Genomic DNA, 19019 nt, shown 5'->3' with positions numbered 1-19019 from the left:
GGGCGTTTCGTCGGCGCACCGAGTTCGGCTGCCTAACCTGGACACCGAACGCGTATCCGGCCATCTCCGGCTACGGCCAGTCGCCAAACCCTTGGGGGAGCAGCACCATGCGCAGAGGCGCCAAGATCGGCATCATCACCGGCGTGTCCGTCGCCGTGCTCGCGGGCGGCGGGTACGGGGCCTACAGCCTCGTCGGGTCGGGCGACTCCGACGGGCCCGAGGGCAAGAAGGCCCGCACGGTGGTCGCCGAGCCCCCCAGCGCCGAGCAGGCCGCGGCCGGGGCCAAGGACTTCCTGGAGGCCTGGGCCGCCGGTGACCTCGCCAAGGCGGCCGGGCTGACGGACGACCCGGCGGCCGCGACCGCCGCGCTGACCGCCTTCAGGGACCAGGTCAAGCCCAGCGCGCTGACCCTCGCGCCGGCCGGGCCGGCCACCCCGGCCGCCTTCGCCTCCGCGACCGGCACCCCCGCGCCGGCCACCGCCAAGCCCTCGACCGCCGCCACCGGCTCCGCGGCGCCGTCCGCGGCGGGCACCGAGTCCCCCTCGGCCACCGCCCCGGCCGCGCCCTCCGGCGTGCTGATGGGCTTCAAGGCGCGCGCCGAGTTCGAGGGCACCAACCGGGTCTGGGACTACAACGGCTTCCTCGGCGTCGTGAAGATGAGCGACAACACCCCGGCCGTGCACTGGGCCCCGTCGGTGATCCACCCGCACCTGGCCGCGGGCGAGGTGATCTCCACCCAGCCGGTCTTCGCCCCGCCGTCCAACGTGGTCGACCGCAACAACAAGCCGCTGCAGGGCGCCTCGATCACCCCGGCGCTGATCTCCACCCTCCAGGACAACGCCCGGAAGATCCTCCAGGCCGACCCGACCAAGGACCAGAGCGATGCCGGCAGCGGCGTGGTGATCACCGACGCGGCCGGCAAGGGCACCACCGACAAGCTCTTCACCATCGTCGAGCCGAAGCCGGCCAAGCCGTTCAAGGTGACCATCGACAACGCCGTGCAGGCCGCCGCCGAGAAGGCGATGGCCGACCTCGGCGGCAAGCAGGGCTCGATCGTGGCCATCGAGCCGAGCACCGGCCAGGTGCTGGCCTTCGCCAACGCCCCGGCCACCGGCCAGAACCGGGCCTTCGTCGGCCTGCTGGCCCCGGGCTCGACGATGAAGATCGTCACCTCGGCGGCCCTGCTGGAGGCCGGCGTCAACCCGGACACCCCGGTCGCCTGCCCGGTGAAGAGCAGCAACCCGAAGGCGATCCCGAACTCGTTCCCGGACGCCTACCCGAACAACACGCTCCAGCAGGACTTCATGATCTCCTGCAACACCGCCTTCATCGACCAGGGCCTGGCCAGCCTGAAGCCGGGCACGCTCGGTGCCACGGCGAAGGACGTGTTCGGCATCGGCCTGGAGTGGAAGACCGGCCTGCCCAACGTCGACGGCCGGGTGCCGGACCCGGGCGCCAACAAGGACGAGCAGGCCATGCAGTCCATCGGCCAGGGCAAGGTCCAGATGAACCCGCTGGCCATCGCCTCGGTCACCGCCACGGTGCAGAGCGGTGAGTTCAAGCAGCCGATCCTGGTCGCGGACCTGCCGCAGCAGAAGGCCGCCCGCAACCTCTCCCCCGACGCCGTCGGCAAGCTGAAGGCCATGATGGCCGCGACCGCCAAGGACGGCACGGCCAAGGGCGCGATGGCCGGCATCTCGGACAACGCGGGTGCCAAGACCGGCTCGGCCGAGGTCGCCGGGGTGGACACCACCAACAGCTGGTTCACCGCCTACCGGGGCAACATCGCCGTCGCCGCCGAGGTCCAGGCCGGCGGCCACGGCGCCGACGCGGCCGGCCCCGCCGTCGCCGCCGTCATCAAGGCGGCCGGCAACCGCTGACCCCCCGGCCGGCCCTGCCCCGCGGTCAGCCCCGGGGCAGGGCCGGCTCCGGCCTGGTGAGCAGACAGCTGACCGGGACGGGCCGGCGCCCGCTCCACCGCCGGGCCGCCAGCCGCGGCCAGATCACCAGCACCACCGGCAGCGCCAGGTAGCCGAAGCGCCCGGCCGGCGCCAGCATGAAGGCGATCGCCAGCCCCGCCGCCAGCAGGTCGGCGGCGGCGATCGCGGAGACCGGCGGCCGGGCCAGCAGCCAGATCGCCACTCCCAGCCCGCCCACCGTCATCAGCGCCAGCGACACGGTGTGCCCGGTCGGCCCGAACCCCGCCAGCACCTTGCCGGGCAGCGGGCTGCCGGCCGGCGTCTGGATCGCGGTCAGCCCCAGCGGGAACCGCACCACCTGTTCGCGCAGCGCGTCCGCCCGGACCAGCGCCGAGGGCAGGATCACCAGCAGGCCGGCGCCGAGCGCGGTCAGCCCGGCCCGGGCCGCCGGACGCCGCCCGTAGAGCCGCCAGAGCAGCAGCACGGCCACCGGCAGCGCCGGCCAGGCCGTCCATTTCAGCGTGCAGGCCAGCGCGAGGACCAGCCCGGCGGCGATGGTGCGGTCCCGTTCGGCGAGGGCCATGGCCAGGCAGCAGACCCCGATCAGCGGCAGGTCCACGCCGCCCACCACCAGGGCCAGCGCGATCAGCGGCGAGGCGGTGAGCACGGCCAGCGGCAGCACCGGGGCCCGGTCCCGGGACGGCCTCAGCAGCCGCCAGCTGGCCAGCAGGCAGGCCAGGAAGGTCAGCGCGAACCAGATCCGGGCGTCCCCCACCACCTGCGCCACCGGGTTGCCGCTGCCCACCAGGGCGCGCGGCATCCCGAACAGCGTCATCGCCGGCAGGTACGGGTTGTAGTCGGTGACCACCACCGGGTGCGGGAGGTACGGGCTGCCGGTGGTGAGCAGCAGGTGTGCCGAACGCTCGACCACCATCACCTCGGACTGGTGGCGGCCCTGCAGCGCCAGCAGCGCCAACGGCACCAGGACGGCGCCGAGCACGGCGACGGCGGCGGCCGTGCGGGCCGCCCACCGGCGGGGCAGGATCAGGCAGAGCAGCCCGGCGAGGGCGTACGCGGGAGCCGCGACGGCCCCCCAGAGACGCTGGTTGGGCAGGTCCGACACGAGCGGGAAGGCCGCCGCCCAGCCGGCCGCCACCAGGCAGCCGAACAGCTGGACGCGCCGCAGCGACGCGAGCCGGGCAGGGTTCAGCCGATCGGGCGGGGTGCCGGTGACCCGGTCACCACGCTGACGGGGGAACGGACCGGGCGCCGGCATGCCGCGCCGGCGACCGCGCCCGGCGGCCGGGGCGGCCTCTGCGGGCGGGGCCGACGGGCCGCCACGGCCGGTGAAGCGGCCGCGCGGGCGGGAGTGGCCGGGCGTGCGGGTGCTCACCATGGTGGAAGGTTATGGGTGGGGGCCACGCCCTGTCGCCATGTCCACCGGGGGAGTCTGCGGTCGCGCGGACGGGGCCGCCGGGGTGCGATCACCCTCCGGCGGCCCCGTCCACGGGTGCTCGGTACGCGAATCTCAGCCGGCCGGGTTGTCGGCCGAGTCCGCGGCGGCGGGCTGCGCCGGCCGCTCCAGCTTGGAGTTCCTCATGCTGTAGCCGAAGTACACGACCACGGCGAGCGTCAGGGCGATCGCGCCGGCCCGGAAGGTGTCGGCGTGCAGGCCGGTGATCAGGTAGATGCAGAAGCCGACGCTGACCAGCGGGACGACCGGGTAGCCGGGCACCTTGAAGCCGCGCGGCAGGTCGGGCTGGGTGCGGCGCAGGATGATCACGCCGATCGAGACCACCGAGAAGGCGATCAGGGTGCCCAGGCTGGTGATGTCGGCCAGGACGTTCAGCGGGATGAAGGCGGCCAGCGCGCCGACGCCGATGCCCACCACGATGGTGTTCCAGACCGGGGTGCCGGTGCGCGGCGAGAGCTGGGCGAAGCGCTTGGGCAGCATGCCGTCGCGGCCCATCGAGTACAGGATGCGGGTCTGGCCGTAGATCACCACGAGGGTGATGCTGAAGATCGAGATGATCGCGCCGATCGCGAAGACGATCGCGGGCCAGCTCTGGCCGGTGATGTCCTGCAGGATCTGGGCGAGGCCGGCCTCCTGGCCGTCGAACTTCTCCCAGGGCTGGGCGCCGATGCCGGCCAGGGCCACCAGGATGTACAGCAGGGTGACCACGACCAGCGAGATGATGATCGCCAGCGGCAGGGTGCGGCGCGGGTTCTTGACCTCCTCACCGGCGGTGGACACGGCGTCCAGGCCGATGAACGAGAAGAAGATGCTGGAGGCCGCCACCTGGACGCCGCCGATGCCCAGCGGCATGAACGGGGTCAGGTTGCCGGAGTGGAAGCCGGTCAGGCCGACGCCGATGAAGAGCAGCAGGATGAGGATCTTGATGCCCACCATGGCCGCGTTGACCTTCACCGACTCGCTGACCCCGCGGATCAGCAGGGTGCAGACCATCGCGACCAGGAGCAGCGCCGGCAGGTTGAACCAGTGGGTGCTGTCGGGCGCGCCGGAGATGGCCTCCGGGATCTTGAACCCGAAGGCCAGGTCGAAGAACTTGTTGAGGTACTCGGCCCAGCTCACCGCGATCGCGGAGGCCGAGACGCCGTACTCCATCAGCAGGCAGATGCCGACCGCGAACGCGACGCCCTCGCCGAGGGTGGCGTAGGCGTACGAGTACGAGGAGCCGGAGACCGGGATCGCGGAGGCCATCTCGGCGTAGCAGAGCGCGGTGAGGCCGGCGGTGACGGCGGCGATCACGAAGGACAGGATCACGGCCGGACCGGCGGACGGCACGGCGGTGCTGAGCACGAAGAAGATGCCGGTGCCGATGGTGGCGCCGATGCCGATCGAGGACAGCTGCCAGAGGCCGATCGTGCGGCGCAGGTGGATGCCGGAGCGTCCGCCCTCCTCGGGCGCACCGGCGGGAAGGCCGTCGCGGCCCTCGCTCTCGGCGATCAGGGTCGAGACGGGCTTGCGCCGCAACAGGCGCGCGCCGAGGGTGTTGCTGGCCAAAACGAGGATCCTTCTAGGCGAGGGAGGGTGTCCTAGCGGCCGGTCACTCGACGCGCCGTGGGGTGTCATCGGGGACCAACCGAACAAAGATGGGACAGTACCCCGCGAAAGCACCAGTGTCGCAAACGAACAGTCGCACAGCGCGCATTGTACGAATCGTCGCATTGGCGTGCACAAACCGGACACTTCGCAAACGGCGGATCTTGGATCGAGCGGCTAAGCCGCAGGTCAGAGGCCCTCATCCGGGATCGGCGCCGCGACTCCTCCCTCAGCCGTTCAGAACGGCCTGCATCACCGAGCGGGCGATCGGCGCCGCCAGTCCGCCTCCGGTGACGTCGGTGGCGTCGCTGTCCGCGATCACCACCGCGACGGCCACCGGGGGAACCGCGTCGGAGCCGGCCTTCCTGGCCCAGGAGATGAACCAGGCGTACGGCGTCCCGGTGTTGTCCACCCCGTGCTGGGCGGTGCCGGTCTTCCCGCCGACCACCGCGCCGCCGATCCGCGCATTGCGCCCGGTGCCGTTCTCCACCACGTCGGTCATCAGCCGCTGCACCTGCCCGGCCACCCCCGGGCTCATCGCCTGCCGGTACGCGGCCGGGCGCATCAGCTGCACGGTGGTGCCGTCCTGCTTGGTCAGCTTGTCCACAAGCTGTGGACGCATCACGGTGCCGTTGTTGGCGACCCCGGCCGCGACCATGGCCATCACCAGCGGGGTGGCCGCGGTGTCGAACTGGCCGATCGAGGAGAGCGCGAGCTGGGACTGGTTCATCCGGGTGTCGAAGTTGGAGCGCGCCGGCCGGACCGGGATGTCCAGCTTCGGGTCGTTGAAGCCGAAGTTCTCCGCCGTCTCCACCATCCTGTCCAGCCCGACCTGCACCCCGAGGTAGCCCATGACGCTGTTGCAGCTGTTCACCATCGCGGTGTCCAGCGACTGCCCCGGCTCGTCGCACGCCGGGGTGTCGTTGACCAGCGGCGTGGTGGTGCCCGGCAGCACGTACGGGTAGGGCGCGCCGGTCGGCGCGTCGGGGTCGGTGACGACGCCGTTCTGCAGCGCGGCGGCCGCGGTGACCACCTTGAAGGTCGAGCCGGGCGGGTAGGTCTGGCGCAGCGCCCGGTTGAGCATCGGCTGGTCGGTGTCGGCCTGCAGCCGGTTCCAGGCCGCCTGGTCGGCCGCGGAGGAGCCGGCGAAGCTCCCCGGGTCGTACGAGGGGGTGCTGGCCAGCGCCAGGATCCGGCCGGTGGCGGGCTCGATCGCGGCGACCGCGCCCTTCTGCCCGCCCAGTCCGCGCATCGCGGCCTGCTGGGCGGCCCGGTCGATGGTCGTGTAGACGTCCCCGCCGGGGTTCTGCCGCCGGGCGACGGCGTCCCAGACCGCCCAGCTCGCCAGCCGGCTGTCGGTGCCGGAGAGCAGGTCGTCCTCCGTCCCCTCCAGCTGGGTGTTGCCGTACGCCTGCGAGGAGTACCCGGTGACGGCGGCGTACAGCGGGCCGTCGGTGTAGGTGCGCTTGTAGTCGTACCGGCCGCCGGTGGGCTCGGAGCCGGTGACGGTGTCGGCGCCGACCAGGATATTGCCGCGCGGCTGGGAGTACCGCTCGATGGTGAGCCGCTGGTTGGCCGGATTGTGGTCCAGTTCGTCGGCCCGGAACACCTGCACCCGGGTGGCCTGGACGCAGAGCACCACGGTCAGCAGCAGGCAGAAGGTGCCCGCCCGGCGGCCGGTGACGGAGATCCCCGGCCGGCCCTGCGGCCCGTTGCCCCGGGAGCGGCCGAGTGCCATCAGGCCTCCCCGGCGGACGGGCGGCGGGCGATGTCGCTCATCCTCACCAGCAGCGCGACGATGATCCAATTGGTGACCACCGAGGACCCGCCCTGGGCGACGAACGGGAGGGTCATCCCGGTCAGCGGGATGAGGTCGAGCACCCCGCCGGCCACCACGAACACCTGGAGGCCGACGATCGACGCCAGCCCGATCGCGAGCAGCCGGCCGAAGGGGTCGCGCAGCGCGATGCCGGTGCGAAAGCCCCGGACGACCAGCAGCGCGTACAGCAGGAACAGCGCGATCAGCCCGGTCAGGCCCAGCTCCTCGCCGATGGTCGCGAGGATGAAGTCGGACTTGGCGGCGAACCCGATCAGCACGGAGTGCCCGCTGCCGAGTCCGGCGCCCAGCTCCCCGCCCCAGGCGAAGGCGAACAGCGACTGGGCGATCTGGTTGGCGCCCCGGCCCGCGGCGATCGAGCCGAGCGGGTCCAGCCAGTCGTTGACCCGGCTGTGCACGTGCGGCGAGAGCCAGCCGACCCCGACCGCCGCCACGGCGGCCAGGAACAGCCCGATGGCGATCCAGCCGCTGCGCGCGGTGGCCACGTAGAGCATGACCACGAAGAGGCCGAAGAAGAGCAGCGAGGTGCCGAGGTCGGTCTCCAGCACGAGGACGCCGACGAAGGCCGCCCAGATCAGCAGCACCGGCCCGAGGTCCCGCCCGCGCGGCAGCTGGAACCCGAGCACCCGGCGGCCGGTCAGCGCCAGCGCGTCCCGGTGCACCGCCAGGTAGGCGGCGAAGAAGACCGCCAGCAGGATCTTGGCGAACTCGCCCGGCTGGAAGGAGAGCGGCCCGACGGTGATCCAGATCCGCGAGCCGTACACCGGCGGGAAGAAGATCGGCAGCACCAGCAGCACCAGCGCCACCAGCGCGCCGATGTAGGCGTAGCGCTGCAGCCGCTTGTGGTCCCGCAGCAGCAGCACCACCGCGATGAACAGCGCCACCCCGAGGGTGGACCAGAGCAGCTGGGTGGGGGCGGCGCCGCCGCCCGGGGTGGCCCGGTCCAGGCGGTAGATGACGACCAGTCCGATCCCGTTGAGCAGGACGGCGATCGGCAGCGGCAGCGGGTCGGCGTACGGCGCCTTCCAGCGGACCACGGCGTGCGCCAGCAGCGCGAGCACGCCGAGCGCGGCACCGTACTCGCCCGCGTCGGCGGGGACCGTGCCGTCGATGTTGACGCCGACCTCGGCGTAGCCGAAGACGGCGATCAGCACGGCGGCCAGGACCAGCGCGAGCTCGGTGTTGCGCCGGGTCCGCACCGTCCGGCGGGGCCGGCCGGCGGTTCTCGTCACGGCGGAGGGTGTCGCCACGGACCGTCCTGGGTGTCCTGCTGCGGTGGTGGGCTGCCGCCGGGGTGACGACCGGGACGGACGGGCGGCCTGGCCCGTCCGTCCCGACGCGAGCGGCCGGTCCGGCGGGTCCGGCTCAGGCGGAGGCCGGGGCGGGCTGCACCCGGGACGCCTCGACGGTGGCCCTGAGCCCGGCCTCCGCCTCGGTGGAGAGCGAGGTCTGGATGATCCGGCCGCCGTAGCGGGCCAGCACCGGGACGACCTTGTCGGCGGTGGCCCTGCGGACCAGCAGGAACACCGCGGCGGTGCCCGGCTGGAGGTGCTGGGCAACCTCCCGCATGAAGTTGTCGTCCACCCCGATGTCGGTGGAGGCGCCGACCGCGGCGCCGGCGGCACCGCCGACCGCCGCGCCGAGGAACGGCATGAAGAACAGCAGGCCGATGACACCGCCCCAGAGCGCTCCCGAGGCGGCACCCGCGCCCGTGGTGCTGACCTGCTGGTGCAGCTTGATCCTGCCGTCCTCGCGGCGCTCCACGACGACCGCGTCCTCCAAGTCGATCAGCTTCTGCGTCTGCAGTCCGACCGCTTCGTTGCGCACCGCCTGGGCGGTGGCCAGATCCGGGTAGGCGATCGCGAAGAGGTTGCTCACGTGCTGGTCCTTCCAATCAGTCGGACGTACCGGCGGGTACAGGCGCCGGTACGGCGGCGCCCGCGCCCCGTTCGTCACCCTAACGAGCAATATCCATATGTATTGGCTCTTCCATCCGGTGTGTCCCGTATTGCCGAACCGGCCCGCCACCGTCGCGCCACGGCCCCGGGCCGGCCACCGCACCCGGCGCCACCCACCCGACCGGCACCCGACCGGCGCCCGACCGACCCCGGGCGGCGCACGCCCGGACACCGGGCAGCCGATCTCCCACCGGCGCCCGGGAGTTCACGCCGGAGCCCGGCGGCCCGCGCACCGGACCGCGTTGGCCATGGCGAACTGATGATCCCTAGGATCGGGCGGGTGACTACCGGACGACGCCCGAAGGCCAGGCTCGGCAGCCTGCTGGCCGCCCTGGCGATAACAGGCGGCGCGCTGCTCAGCGGCCTGCCCGCCCATGCCGACGAACCATCAGCCGGCGCCGCCGGCAAGGAAGCCCCCCGGGTCGACCTCGTCCTGGATGTCAGTGGCTCGATGAAAGCCACCGACATCCAGGGCAAGAGCCGCATCGCGGTGGCCCAGCAGTCCCTGAACGAGGTGATCGACGCCCTTCCGCCGGAGACCGACTTCGGCATCCGCACCCTCGGCGCCAACTACCCCGGCGACGACAAGACCCAGGGCTGCCTGGACACCAAGCAGCTCTTCCCGGTCGGCAAGACCAACAAGGTCGAGGCCAAGACCGCGGTCGCCACCCTGCGCCCGACCGGCTGGACCCCGATCGGCCTGGCCCTGCGCGGCGCGGCCCAGGACCTCGGCAAGGGCGAGACCACCCGCCGGGTGGTGCTGATCACCGACGGCGAGGACTCCTGCGCCCCGCCGGACCCGTGCGACGTGGCCCGCGAACTCGCCGCCCAGGGCATCCACCTGGTGGTCGACACCCTCGGCCTGGCCCACGACGACAAGACCCGCCAGCAGCTGCTCTGCATCGCCAACGCCACCGGCGGCACCTACACCGACGTCCGGACCCAGGAACAGCTCACCGACAAGGTGAAGCAGCTGGTCGACCGCTCCAACGACACCTACACCGTGGCACCGGTGAAGACCGCGGGCACCGACAAGTGCGAGAGCGCGCCCGTCCTCACCCCCGGCGTCTACAGCGACCGGGAGAAGTTCTCCGAGCACCGCGTCTACCGCGTCCCGGTCAAGGCCGGGCAGGAGCTGCGCGCCTCGGTCAGCGTCGCCCTGGACCGCGGCGTCGCCCGCGACTACGGCGTCCTGCTCCAGGCCACCAGCGCCACCGGCCAGGAGCTGGTCCGCGGCACCGATGCCGGCAGCGGCCGGACCGACGTGATCTCCACCGGCCTGCGCTGGTCCACCGACGACTCCAAGGGCTACGCCTCCGCGACGCCGTCCGCCTCGCCGAGCGGCAAGCCGGAGACCACCGTCTGCCTGGTCGTCAGCAACTCGCTGGCCGCCCAGCCCGGCGTCCAGGCCGAGCCCGGCCTGCCGCTGGAGCTGACGGTCGACCTGACCGCCGCCTCGCCCGCCCCGGACGGTCCGGCGATGGGTCTGGGCCGCGGCTGGATCCTGCTGCTGGTGCTCACCCTGGCCGGCCTGCTGACCGGCCTGCTGTTCGGCTGGATCGCACGCTGGCGGATCGCTGTCTGGCGGGAGAACTGACCATGCGTACCTCGACGACCCGCAGCGCCCTGGGCGGCGCGCTCGCCGCCCTCGCCCTGCTCCCCGCCCTGGCACTGGCGGCCCCGGCCGCCTCCGCCGCCTCGCCGTCCCCCTCGGCCAGTGCGAGCGGGAAGCCCGCCCCGGCCACCAAGGCCGGGACGTCCTTCCTGACCGCCATCAACCTCGCCCCCGGCCAGGACGCCAAGGTCGCCGCCTCCACCGGCGACTACCTGTACTGGGCCTTCGGGGCCTCCGAGGGCCAGACCCCGACCATCGGCCTGACCGTCGACCTGGCCCCCTCCGCCGACCGGCAGGGCCCGCAGACCTGGAGCGTCGAGGTCTTCGACGGGCTGCGCCGCCGCCAGTCCTGCACCGCCGGCACGCAGAACGCCACCGCCGACAAGTCCGCCGCGTCGCTCGCGCTGAGCTGCACCCTGCGCGAGATCCGCTCCTGGGCCGAGCCCTGGTCCGGGGACCCGCTGCCCGGCACCTACTACGTCCGGCTCTCGCTCGCCGACGCCCAGCAGCCGGACCTCGGCCTCGCCGCCGCCGTCCAGCTGCACGTCAGCGCCAAGGGCGACGCCGACAACGCCCAGCCGGAGGGCGGGGAGCTCAAGGCCCCGCTGGTCCCGCCGGTGGGCGGCGGCGCCGCGACCGCCAAGGCGGCCTCCCCCGAGGAGCCCGAGGACCACTGGTACACCGGCTGGTTCTCCGGCTGGAACGGCCGCTGGTTCTGGACCCTGGCCGGCGGCGCGCTGGCGGCCCTGGCCGGTGTCGCGGGCTACACGCTGACCCGCCACCCGCGCGGCCGCCGGCCCGCCCGCTACGGCTCCGTCCCGCCACAGGCCGGTGCCCCGCAGCCGGGCCCGTACGCGGGCTCGGGCCAGCCCTGACCGAACCCGACACCCTCCCGAGGGCCGGCCGGAGCTGCTCCGGCCGGCCCTCGGCCGTCTCGCCGCCCCCGCGGCGCCGTCCTACCCTCGAACCATGACCCGGCAGCCGGACGGCAGGATCGTGGTCGGCGTGGACGGCTCCCCGCTCTCCCTCGCCGCCGTCCGCTGGGCCGCCCGGCTGGCCGCGCTCACCGGGGGCCCACTGGAGGCGGTGACCGTCTGGGAGTTCCCCTGCCTGCTGGGCGAGCACGGCCTCGTCCCGCCCGCCCTGGACGGCTTCGGCCCCGAGCGGGACGCCGCCCGGATCCTCGACGAGACCCTCGCCGCCGCCCTCTCCCCCACCGGGGTGCCCGCCGTCCGGCGCCACCTCAAGGCCGGGACGCCGGGCCCCGCGCTGGCCGGCGCCGCCGAGGGCGCCGCGGTGCTCGTCCTCGGCAGCCGCGGCCGCGCCGCACCGCCCGGCGCCGCCCTCGGGACCGTCACCCACTACTGCGTGCACCACGCCCCGTGCGCCGTGCTGGTGGTCAGGTGATCATCGTCACAGCCCCAACCCCCGCGCCACCGAGGCCCGCTGACCCCCGGTCCGCCGCGCCTTCGGGCACAACGCAGAAGTCCCGCCCGATCTGTCGATCGGGCGGGACTTCCTGTTGGGTGGAGCTGAGGGGATTCGAACCCCTGACCCCCTCGATGCGAACGAGGTGCGCTACCGGACTGCGCCACAGCCCCAACGAGAAGAAACTTTAGCACCTTTCCGAGGGGGCTCGTGACCACCCCCGGGGGACCGGCCACCCGGGGACGCCGCAGCGCCCCCGGCCGGTCACTCGTTGGCGGCGCGCGGGCGGGACTCGGCGGCGGAGGGCTCGGCGTACTGGTCGAAGAGCGGGGTGTTGCGCGCCTGTGCCGGGCGGGCCTCCCCCATCCGGGTCTCCGCCGGGCGGGCCTCCGCCGGGCGCCCGGCGGTCCAGGTGCCGGGGGCCGACAGGTCGAGGCCCCGGGTGACGCGGGGCGCCACCGGAGCCGTGACGTAGGTCGGCAGCGGCACGGGGACGGGCTCCCAGGAGTCCGGGCCGGCCGCGCCGCGCTCACGCATGCCGTCCACCCACTCCTCGTGCTCGGTCGCCTCCGCCAGCGCCGAGGCGGACCCCGGGCCGGCCGGGCGGGCCGGCACCTGGTCCGACGCCGGGGCACGGTCGCGGTCGGTGGCGAGCCGCAGGTGCGGCCGGCCGCGGCCGGCCGGCTCCGCGGCCTCCGGGGCCTGCGGCGGCGCCTCCTCGGCCCGGCGGGCCTCGGCGCGCTGCTGCTCGCGCTTGCGCAGCCGCTCGGCGGCCTGGGCGGCCCGGGCGCGGTCGATCTTCACCTCGTACCGCAGGCGCTCCAGCTTGCGCAGGTGGCCGATGTAGAGGGTGAGGAGGGTCGCCGGCACCGCCGGGACCCAGAGGAAGGCCAGACCGGACACCGCCGCGACGACCGCGCCGAGGGCGAAGGCGAAGAAGAGGACGGTGACCATCCGGCGCCGCCGGGCCAGCAGCCGTGCCCGGGGTTCGATCCCGCTCCGCACCCCGGCCGGGCGCTCGGGGGCGCGGACGGCGGGCCGGTCGGGCTCGGCCGCCGCCTCGGGCCGCTGCTCCCGTTCCGGCTCCGGCTCCGCCGCGGCCTCGCCCGCGGTGCTGCCGTCGGGGTCGCCGGAGGCGGCCTCGTCCCGTTCGGGAGGGCCGTCGTCGTTGCTCTGCTCGTCGTCACGCGGTTCGTCGCCCAGGGCCCGGGACGCCCGCCGCTCCAGCGCCGAACGCCCGGCCAGCAGGCGGATGGCGGTGCTGAAGCGTTCCGTCGGGCGCGCCTCATTGAGCTCGTCCTGCCTGCGGAGCCACATCGGCACCAGATAGGCGGCCCAGGCCCCTACGATGACGGCGTAGATAAGGCCGCTACTGCTCACGTTTCACACCGTACGGGCGCCGGGGAAGGCCTGGCAGCAATTTGGCACGGCGTGTCGTGTGATCAAGCTGATTCTCCGACTATTTTGCCGGTATTTGTGCCCGTCCGTCGCCACGCCGATGCCATATCGATATTTCTTTCGAACATATATTCAATTACGTGGACGGCGGGCGGAACTGAGCGTCCGCCAGCGCTCCAGCATCCCCTCGGGGACCTCCTCGGCGGTCAGGGCGTACACGAGGTGGTCGCGCCAGTCACCGTCGATGTGCAGATAGCGCGGCCGCATTCCCTCCGAGCGGAACCCGAGCTTTTCCACCACCCGGCGGCTCGGCCCGTTCTCCGGCCGGATGCAGACCTCGATCCGGTGCAGGCCCAGGGTCGCGAAACAGTGGTCCACCGAAAGCGCCACGGCCGCCGGCATGATGCCCCGGCCGGCCACCGCCTCGTCGATCCAGTAGCCGACGTTGGCCGAACACATCGAGCCCCAGGTGATCCCGCCGACGGTCAGCTGACCGACCAGCCGGCCCTGGTGGAGCACGACGAAGGGCAGCATCCGGCCGGCCGAGGCCTCGCTGCGCAGGAAGCGGACCATCTGCCGGTAGGTCGGGCGCGGGCCGGCGCTGCGGCCGGCCGGGCCGGGCGGCACGGTGGCCTCCCAGCGCCGCAGCCAGTCCCGGTTGCGGCGGCTGACCTCCTGCCACTCGCGCTGGTCGCGGGCCCGGATCGGGCGCAGCGCGACGTCCCCCTCGTGGAGTTCTACCGGCCAACCGGCGTTCAGTGCGCTCTCCCGGAAGCAGGTGCGTCGGGCCGGGGGTGGTCCCCGCCGCCGAGCTGGTCGACGGCGTGCGCGAGCAGCGGCTCCAGGACGGCCAGGCCGTCCTTGACGCCACCGGTCGAGCCCGGCAGGTTGACGATCAGGGTACGTCCCGCGAGGCCCGCCAGCCCGCGGGAGAGCGCGGAGGTCGGGACCTTCTCACGGCCGTACGCCCTGATGGCCTCGGGGATGCCGGGGATCTCCCGGTCGATCACCCGGGCGGTCATCTCGGGCGTGAGGTCCATCGGGGAGATGCCGGTGCCCCCGGTGGTGAGCACCACGTCGTAGCCGGCCGCGACGGCCTCGCGCAGGGCCGCCTCGACCGGTTCGCCGTCCGGCACCACCCGGGGGCCGTCGACCGTGAAGCCCATCGCGCTCAGACCGGCCACCAGCAGCGGCCCGCCGCGGTCCGGGTAGACGCCGGCCGAGGCGCGGTTGGAGACGGTGACGGCCAGTGCCCTCATGACCGGGGCGCTCATGCCGGGCCCTCGGCGAACCAGTCGCCGCTCTTGCCGCCGGTCTTGCTGAGCACCCGGACGGACTCGATGGCGGCGCCCTTGTCGACGGCCTTGACCATGTCGATCACGGTGAGCCCCGCCACCGCGACGGCGGTGAGCGCCTCCATCTCCACACCGGTGCGGTCGGCCGTCCGCACGGTGGCCGTGATCTCGACCGCGTCGTCGGTGACGGCGAGTTCGACCTGCACCCCGGAGACCGCGATCGGGTGGCAGAGCGGGATGAGGTCCGGGGTCTTCTTGGCCCCCATGATCCCGGCGATCCGGGCGACGGCGAGGGCGTCGCCCTTGGGCACGCCCTCGCCGCGCAGCAGCTCGATCACGCGGGGGGCGACCCGGACCCGGCCGGCCGCGACCGCGGTGCGCGCGGTGGTGGCCTTCTCGGAGACGTCGACCATCCGGGCCGCGCCCTGGTCGTCGACGTGGGTGAGGCGGTCGCCGGGGGGTGAGGTGGTCACGGGTGGCTCCAGGGGGCGCGCAGATCGAATACCGCGCTACCGTACTCCTCGCTCCGGCCAGGGCGTGGGACGGCCCGTGTCAGGGGGCGAGACGGCCCGGTCACCGGACCCGCTCAGCCGCCCAGCAGGACGACGTCCACCTCGCTGCCGGCGGGGAGTTCGGTGACGTCCTCCGGCACGGTGATCAGGCAGTCCGCCCTGGCCAGCGCGCCGACCAGGTGCGAGCCCGCGCCGCCGACCGGCTCCACCACGCCGTCCGCCGGCGTGTACCGGCCGCGCAGGAACTGCCGGCGCCCGGCGGGCGAGCGCAGCGCCACCGGGCAGAGCGCCCGGACCACCGGGCGGTGGACGTCGGCGGCACCGAGCATGGTGCGGATCACCGGGCGGACGAAGAGCTCGAAGGAGATGTAGGCGCTGACCGGGTTGCCGGGCAGCGCCAGCAGCGGGACGCCGGGCCCGGCACCGATCCGGCCGAAGCCCTGCGGCTTGCCGGGCTGCATCCGCAACCGGCGGAAGTCCACCCCGCCGTAGGACTCGAAGACCTCCTTGACCACGTCGTACGCGCCGACGCTGACGCCGCCGCTGGTGACGATCAGGTCGGCCCGGCCGAGCTGGTCCTCCAGGACGGCGCGCAGCCGCGCAGCGTCGTCCGGCACCCCGCCGACGCGGTAGGCGATGGCTCCGGCGTCCAGGGCGGCGGCGGTGAGGGTGAAGCTGTTGGAGTCGGCGATCTGCCCGGGACCGACCGGCTCGCCGGGCTGGACCAGCTCACTGCCGGTGGAGAGCACCACCACGCGCGGGCGGGGGCGGACCTTCACGGTGGCCCGGCCGATCGCGGCGAGCAGGCCGAGCTGAGTGGGGCCGAGCCGGGTGCCGGCCTCCAGGACCCGGTCGCCGGCGGCGACGTCGCTGCCGCGGCGGCGGATGTGGGCGCCCTCGGAGACCGGGCGCAGCACCCGGACCTCCTCGTCCTCGACCGCGGCGCCCATCGCGTCGGCGGCCAGGCCGGTACCGCTGCCGCCGTCGGTCCACTCGACCGGGGCGACGGCCTGGGCGCCGGGCGGGACGGGGGCGCCGGTCATGATCCGGGCCGCCTGGCCGGGGCCGACCCTGGGCAGTTCGGCGGCGCCGGCGGCGATGTCGCCGACCACCGAGAGCACCGAGGGGTACTCGGTGGTGGCTCCGGTGGTGTCGGCGGTGCGAACGGCGTAGCCGTCCATCGAGCTGTTGTCGAAGGGCGGCAGGTCGCCGTCGGCGAGCACGTCCTCGTCGAGCCGGCAGCCCTGGGCGTCGAGCAGCTGGAGCTCGATCGCGGGCAGCGGGCCGACGGCGGCCAGCACGTCGGCGAGGTGCTCGTCGACGGTCCACAGGCGTGCCGGGCGAGCGGCCGGTGCCGGGTCCGCGGATCCGTCGCAGCAGGCTGCGGCGGGGGTGGGGCTGTTCTCCGTGGACCCGGTCATCGGCGCTCTCGCTCTCTGTCGGTGTGTCAGTCCTGCAGCTCGGAGGCGACGAACTCACGGAGCCAGGAACGGAACTCCGGGCCCAGGTCCTCGCGCTCGGAGGCCAGACGGACGATAGCGCGCAGGTAGTCGGCGCGGTCACCCGTGTCGTAGCGGCGGCCCTTGAAGAGCACGCCGTGCACCTGGCCGCCGCTCTCCGCGTCGCGGGTGGTCAGCTCGCGCAGGGCGTCGGTGAGCTGGATCTCGCCACCGCGGCCGGGCGGGGTCTCGCGCAGCACGTCGAACACCGAGGGGTCGAGCACGTAGCGGCCGATGACGGCGTAGTTCGACGGGGCGTCGGCGGTCTCGGGCTTCTCGACCAGGTCGGTCACCTGGAAGACGTCCTCGCCGAAGCCGTTGGCCTTGACGGCCGCGCAGCCGTACAGGTGGATCTGGGAGGGGTCGACCTCCATCAGGGCGACGACCGAGCCGCCGAGCTCCTGCTGGACCTCGATCATGCGGGCGAGCAGCGGGTCGCGCGGGTCGATCAGGTCGTCGCCGAGCAGAACGGCGAAGGGCTGGCCGGCGACGTGCTGCTCGGCGACCGAGACGGCGTGGCCGAGGCCCTTCGGGTCGCCCTGGCGGACGTAGTGCATGTTCGCCAGGTCGACGGACTCGCGCACCCGGCGCAGACGGTCCTGGTCACCCTTGCGGGCGAGCAGCTCCTCCAGCTCGTAGGCGCGGTCGAAGTGGTCCTCGAGCGCCCGCTTGTTGCGGCCGGTGACCATCAGTATGTCGGACAGCCCGGCGGAGGCCGCCTCCTCGACGACGTACTGGATCGCCGGCTTGTCGACGACGGGCAGCATCTCCTTCGGCGTCGCCTTGGTGGCCGGGAGGAAGCGCGTGCCCAGTCCGGCCGCGGGGACCACGGCCTTGGTTACCGGAATTCGGGAGCTGATCGTCGTCATGCGTTTACCTTACTAAGGCATGTTTTCGCCCGGCCGAGCGCGGTTGACCGGCTAGGACAGCACGTCGCTGGGCCCGGCCACGGTGGCAGGCAAAGGGGAAATGCCGGGTGAGGCGAGGGGGTCCTCTCCGGCACAGGGCGACAGACTACCCGGCTTTTCCGAACGGTCACGCTCGGCATCCGAGCCGCTGAGTGGACGGGAGGAGGCGGCCGCGCGCCAGCAGTCCCCACCGGCCGCGCGGGCCTCGGCCAGGGCCCGGTCGGCGGCCCGGAGCAGGACGGCGGCATGGGTGCCGTCGGCCGGCAGCACCGCGAGTCCGACGGCGGCGGTCAGCCCGTTGCCGTTCGGGCGGCGGCCCTCGCGCGGGCCGGAGGACCAGTCCAGCAGCAGGTGGCGGCGGACCGACCAGACCAGCCGTTCGGCGACGTGCGCCGCGCCCTCGGCACCGGTCGCCGGCAGCACGACCAGGAACTCCTCACCGCTGTACCGGCCGAGGGTGTCGGAGCGGCGGATCTCCATGCCGAGCCGCTGGGCGAGGTCGCGCAGTATCGCGTCGGCCCGGGCCCGGCCGTGCTCGGCGATGACCGCGTCGAAGCCGTTGATGTCCAGCAGCAGGACGGCCAGCGGGTGCGGGCCCTCCTGCTGGTCGGCCTGCTCGGCACGGCGGGCGCGCTCGATCTCCCGGTCCAGCGTGAGCTGCACGTGGCGGTAGTTCCAGACCCCGGTGAGCGGATCGCAGGACGCGGTGCGCTCCAGCTCGGCGCAGCGGGCCTCCAGCTCGCCGACCTGCTCGCAGAGCCGGGCCTCGCGCTCGGCGGCGGCGTCGCCGGCCCGGCGCAGTCGCAGTCCCAGTACGGCGGCACCGGCCAGCGCGGGGGCGCTCAGCGCGGCCAGGGCCTGGACCAGCAGCGGGGTCGACATCGGGGCGCCTTCCGCATGTCAGGCTCTGGGCGTCGCGGGCACAGAGCTGTGGAGGAGATCCCATGCACAACGAGAAGAGCGCGCTGAGGACACGGCTGCTGGCCGAGCGGCGCGCGCTGGTGGCGCAGGAGCGGGAGGAGGCGGCGCACGCGCTGGCCGGGCACGCCGGGGAGCTGGCCGCGCCGGGCACCACGGTGGCCGCGTACGTGTCGGTCGGCGCCGAGCCCGGCACCCGGCCGCTGCTGGACGCGCTGCTGGCACGCGGCGTCGAGGTCCTGCTGCCGGTCCTGCTGGCCGACAACGACCTGGACTGGGCCGTGTACGAGGGGCCGCAGGCGCTGGCACCGGCCGGGCGCGGGCTGCTGGAGCCGGTCGGCGGGCGGCTCGGGCCGGAGGCCGTGACCACGGCGTCGCTGGTCCTGCTGCCCGGCCTGGCGGTGGACCGGCGGGGGCTGCGGCTGGGCCGCGGCGGCGGCTCGTACGACCGGGTGCTGGCCCGGCTCGGGCGGGCCGGCGCACGCCCGCTGCTGGCGGTGCTGCTCTACGAGCACGAGCTGCTGGAGAGCGTGCCGGCCGAGCCGCACGACCTGCCGGTGGACGTCGCCCTCACCCCGTCCGGGCTGCACCGGCTGGGCCGCCGGCCGCGGTGACGCGGCCGGCGGTACGGCGGCGGCCCCGCAGCTGGGGTTGGGTGGTGCGGGGCG

The 19019-nt window shown here is 74.0% G+C and carries 17 protein-coding genes and 1 tRNA gene; 5 read left to right on the top strand and 13 right to left on the bottom strand.

Going from position 1 to position 19019, the window contains the following annotated elements; all coding sequences use genetic code 11:
- Window positions 1-107: 107 nt before the first annotated feature.
- Window positions 108-1880, top strand: a complete 1773-nt coding sequence (locus ACWDRR_RS39625; protein WP_449777143.1) for a penicillin-binding transpeptidase domain-containing protein — start codon at window positions 108-110, stop codon at window positions 1878-1880.
- 25 nt (window positions 1881-1905) lie between these two features.
- Here ACWDRR_RS39625 and ACWDRR_RS39620 read toward each other — a convergent pair whose 3' ends face one another.
- From ACWDRR_RS39620 to ACWDRR_RS39600, 5 genes are all read right to left on the bottom strand, one after another.
- On the bottom strand, window positions 1906-3315 hold the full coding sequence (locus tag ACWDRR_RS39620; RefSeq protein WP_449777142.1) for a glycosyltransferase 87 family protein: 1410 nt from the start codon (window positions 3313-3315) through the stop codon (window positions 1906-1908).
- Window positions 3316-3447: 132 nt separating this feature from the next.
- The gene (locus ACWDRR_RS39615) at window positions 3448-5013 is read right to left on the bottom strand and encodes an amino acid permease (protein ID WP_449777141.1); all 1566 of its coding nucleotides are present in this window, start codon (window positions 5011-5013) and stop codon (window positions 3448-3450) included.
- Window positions 5014-5212: 199 nt separating this feature from the next.
- Window positions 5213-6721: a penicillin-binding transpeptidase domain-containing protein gene (locus ACWDRR_RS39610; RefSeq protein WP_449777140.1), complete on the bottom strand. Its 1509-nt coding sequence runs from the start codon at window positions 6719-6721 to the stop codon at window positions 5213-5215.
- Entirely contained in the window at window positions 6721-8052 is a 1332-nt protein-coding gene (locus ACWDRR_RS39605; RefSeq protein WP_449777139.1) for an FtsW/RodA/SpoVE family cell cycle protein, read from the bottom strand. The genes ACWDRR_RS39610 and ACWDRR_RS39605 overlap by 1 nt, the downstream gene beginning before the upstream one ends.
- A gap of 133 nt (window positions 8053-8185) precedes the next feature.
- On the bottom strand, window positions 8186-8698 hold the full coding sequence (locus ACWDRR_RS39600) for a DUF1269 domain-containing protein (protein ID WP_449777138.1): 513 nt from the start codon (window positions 8696-8698) through the stop codon (window positions 8186-8188).
- A gap of 360 nt (window positions 8699-9058) precedes the next feature.
- On the opposite strand from ACWDRR_RS39600, the gene ACWDRR_RS39595 reads away from it, so the two are divergent.
- The 3 genes from ACWDRR_RS39595 (at window position 9059) to ACWDRR_RS39585 (ending at window position 11800) form a co-directional block, all read left to right on the top strand.
- The gene (locus ACWDRR_RS39595) at window positions 9059-10375 is read left to right on the top strand and encodes a VWA domain-containing protein (RefSeq protein ID WP_449777137.1); all 1317 of its coding nucleotides are present in this window, start codon (window positions 9059-9061) and stop codon (window positions 10373-10375) included.
- A 2-nt stretch (window positions 10376-10377) separates the two neighbouring features.
- Window positions 10378-11268 carry a peptidase gene (locus tag ACWDRR_RS39590; RefSeq protein ID WP_449777136.1) on the top strand — a complete coding sequence of 297 codons (891 nt, stop codon included), beginning with the start codon at window positions 10378-10380 and terminating at the stop codon, window positions 11266-11268.
- Window positions 11269-11362: 94 nt separating this feature from the next.
- Window positions 11363-11800 (top strand): universal stress protein, encoded by a 438-nt coding sequence (locus tag ACWDRR_RS39585; RefSeq protein ID WP_449777135.1) that lies wholly within the window; start codon window positions 11363-11365, stop codon window positions 11798-11800.
- 120 nt (window positions 11801-11920) lie between these two features.
- On the opposite strand, the gene ACWDRR_RS39580 is transcribed toward ACWDRR_RS39585, so the two are convergent.
- The 8 genes from ACWDRR_RS39580 to ACWDRR_RS39545 all read right to left on the bottom strand — a co-directional run bounded on the left by ACWDRR_RS39580 (window position 11921) and on the right by ACWDRR_RS39545 (window position 18315).
- A tRNA-Ala gene (locus ACWDRR_RS39580) sits at window positions 11921-11994 on the bottom strand.
- 91 nt (window positions 11995-12085) lie between these two features.
- Window positions 12086-13201, bottom strand: coding sequence for a divisome protein SepX/GlpR (gene sepX, locus ACWDRR_RS39575; protein ID WP_449777134.1), 1116 nt, complete (start codon window positions 13199-13201; stop codon window positions 12086-12088).
- Between the two features lie 150 nt (window positions 13202-13351).
- A complete protein-coding gene (locus tag ACWDRR_RS39570) occupies window positions 13352-13978 on the bottom strand; it encodes a GNAT family N-acetyltransferase (RefSeq protein ID WP_449777162.1) in 627 nt (208 codons plus the stop codon).
- Complete coding sequence (locus ACWDRR_RS39565; RefSeq protein ID WP_449777133.1) at window positions 13975-14493, bottom strand: MogA/MoaB family molybdenum cofactor biosynthesis protein; 519 nt, start codon at window positions 14491-14493, stop codon at window positions 13975-13977. The genes ACWDRR_RS39570 and ACWDRR_RS39565 overlap by 4 nt, the downstream gene beginning before the upstream one ends.
- Complete coding sequence (moaC, locus tag ACWDRR_RS39560) at window positions 14490-14927, bottom strand: cyclic pyranopterin monophosphate synthase MoaC (protein WP_449777161.1); 438 nt, start codon at window positions 14925-14927, stop codon at window positions 14490-14492. The genes ACWDRR_RS39565 and moaC overlap by 4 nt, the downstream gene beginning before the upstream one ends.
- 173 nt (window positions 14928-15100) lie before the next feature.
- Window positions 15101-16447 (bottom strand): molybdotransferase-like divisome protein Glp, encoded by a 1347-nt coding sequence (gene glp, locus ACWDRR_RS39555; protein WP_449777132.1) that lies wholly within the window; start codon window positions 16445-16447, stop codon window positions 15101-15103.
- A gap of 26 nt (window positions 16448-16473) precedes the next feature.
- A complete protein-coding gene (gene galU, locus ACWDRR_RS39550; protein ID WP_329489280.1) occupies window positions 16474-17394 on the bottom strand; it encodes a UTP--glucose-1-phosphate uridylyltransferase GalU in 921 nt (306 codons plus the stop codon).
- A gap of 51 nt (window positions 17395-17445) precedes the next feature.
- Window positions 17446-18315, bottom strand: coding sequence for a GGDEF domain-containing protein (locus tag ACWDRR_RS39545; protein WP_449777131.1), 870 nt, complete (start codon window positions 18313-18315; stop codon window positions 17446-17448).
- 62 nt (window positions 18316-18377) lie between these two features.
- Between ACWDRR_RS39545 and ACWDRR_RS39540 the strand changes: the two genes are divergently transcribed.
- Complete coding sequence (locus tag ACWDRR_RS39540; protein ID WP_449777130.1) at window positions 18378-18965, top strand: 5-formyltetrahydrofolate cyclo-ligase; 588 nt, start codon at window positions 18378-18380, stop codon at window positions 18963-18965.
- Window positions 18966-19019: the final 54 nt, after the last annotated feature.

It is taken from the genome of Kitasatospora sp. NPDC003701 (assembly GCF_053587085.1).
Note: the sequence above shows the minus strand (reverse complement) of the source record. Positions and strands in the feature narration are given on the sequence as shown.

Excerpts from the sequence above, each read along its gene's own strand:
- ACWDRR_RS39625 (WP_449777143.1), top strand. The coding sequence starts at position 108 with ATGCGCAGAGGCGCCAAGATCGGCATCATCACCGGCGTGTCCGTCGCC.
- ACWDRR_RS39620 (WP_449777142.1), bottom strand. The coding sequence starts at position 3,315 with ATGGTGAGCACCCGCACGCCCGGCCACTCCCGCCCGCGCGGCCGCTTC.
- ACWDRR_RS39615 (WP_449777141.1), bottom strand. The coding sequence starts at position 5,013 with ATGACACCCCACGGCGCGTCGAGTGACCGGCCGCTAGGACACCCTCCC.
- ACWDRR_RS39610 (WP_449777140.1), bottom strand. The coding sequence starts at position 6,721 with ATGGCACTCGGCCGCTCCCGGGGCAACGGGCCGCAGGGCCGGCCGGGG.
- ACWDRR_RS39590 (WP_449777136.1), top strand. The coding sequence starts at position 10,378 with ATGCGTACCTCGACGACCCGCAGCGCCCTGGGCGGCGCGCTCGCCGCC.
- ACWDRR_RS39585 (WP_449777135.1), top strand. The coding sequence starts at position 11,363 with ATGACCCGGCAGCCGGACGGCAGGATCGTGGTCGGCGTGGACGGCTCC.
- ACWDRR_RS39565 (WP_449777133.1), bottom strand. The coding sequence starts at position 14,493 with ATGAGCGCCCCGGTCATGAGGGCACTGGCCGTCACCGTCTCCAACCGC.
- moaC (WP_449777161.1), bottom strand. The coding sequence starts at position 14,927 with ATGGTCGACGTCTCCGAGAAGGCCACCACCGCGCGCACCGCGGTCGCG.
- glp (WP_449777132.1), bottom strand. The coding sequence starts at position 16,447 with ATGACCGGGTCCACGGAGAACAGCCCCACCCCCGCCGCAGCCTGCTGC.
- galU (WP_329489280.1), bottom strand. The coding sequence starts at position 17,394 with ATGACGACGATCAGCTCCCGAATTCCGGTAACCAAGGCCGTGGTCCCC.
- ACWDRR_RS39545 (WP_449777131.1), bottom strand. The coding sequence starts at position 18,315 with ATGTCGACCCCGCTGCTGGTCCAGGCCCTGGCCGCGCTGAGCGCCCCC.
- ACWDRR_RS39540 (WP_449777130.1), top strand. The coding sequence starts at position 18,378 with ATGCACAACGAGAAGAGCGCGCTGAGGACACGGCTGCTGGCCGAGCGG.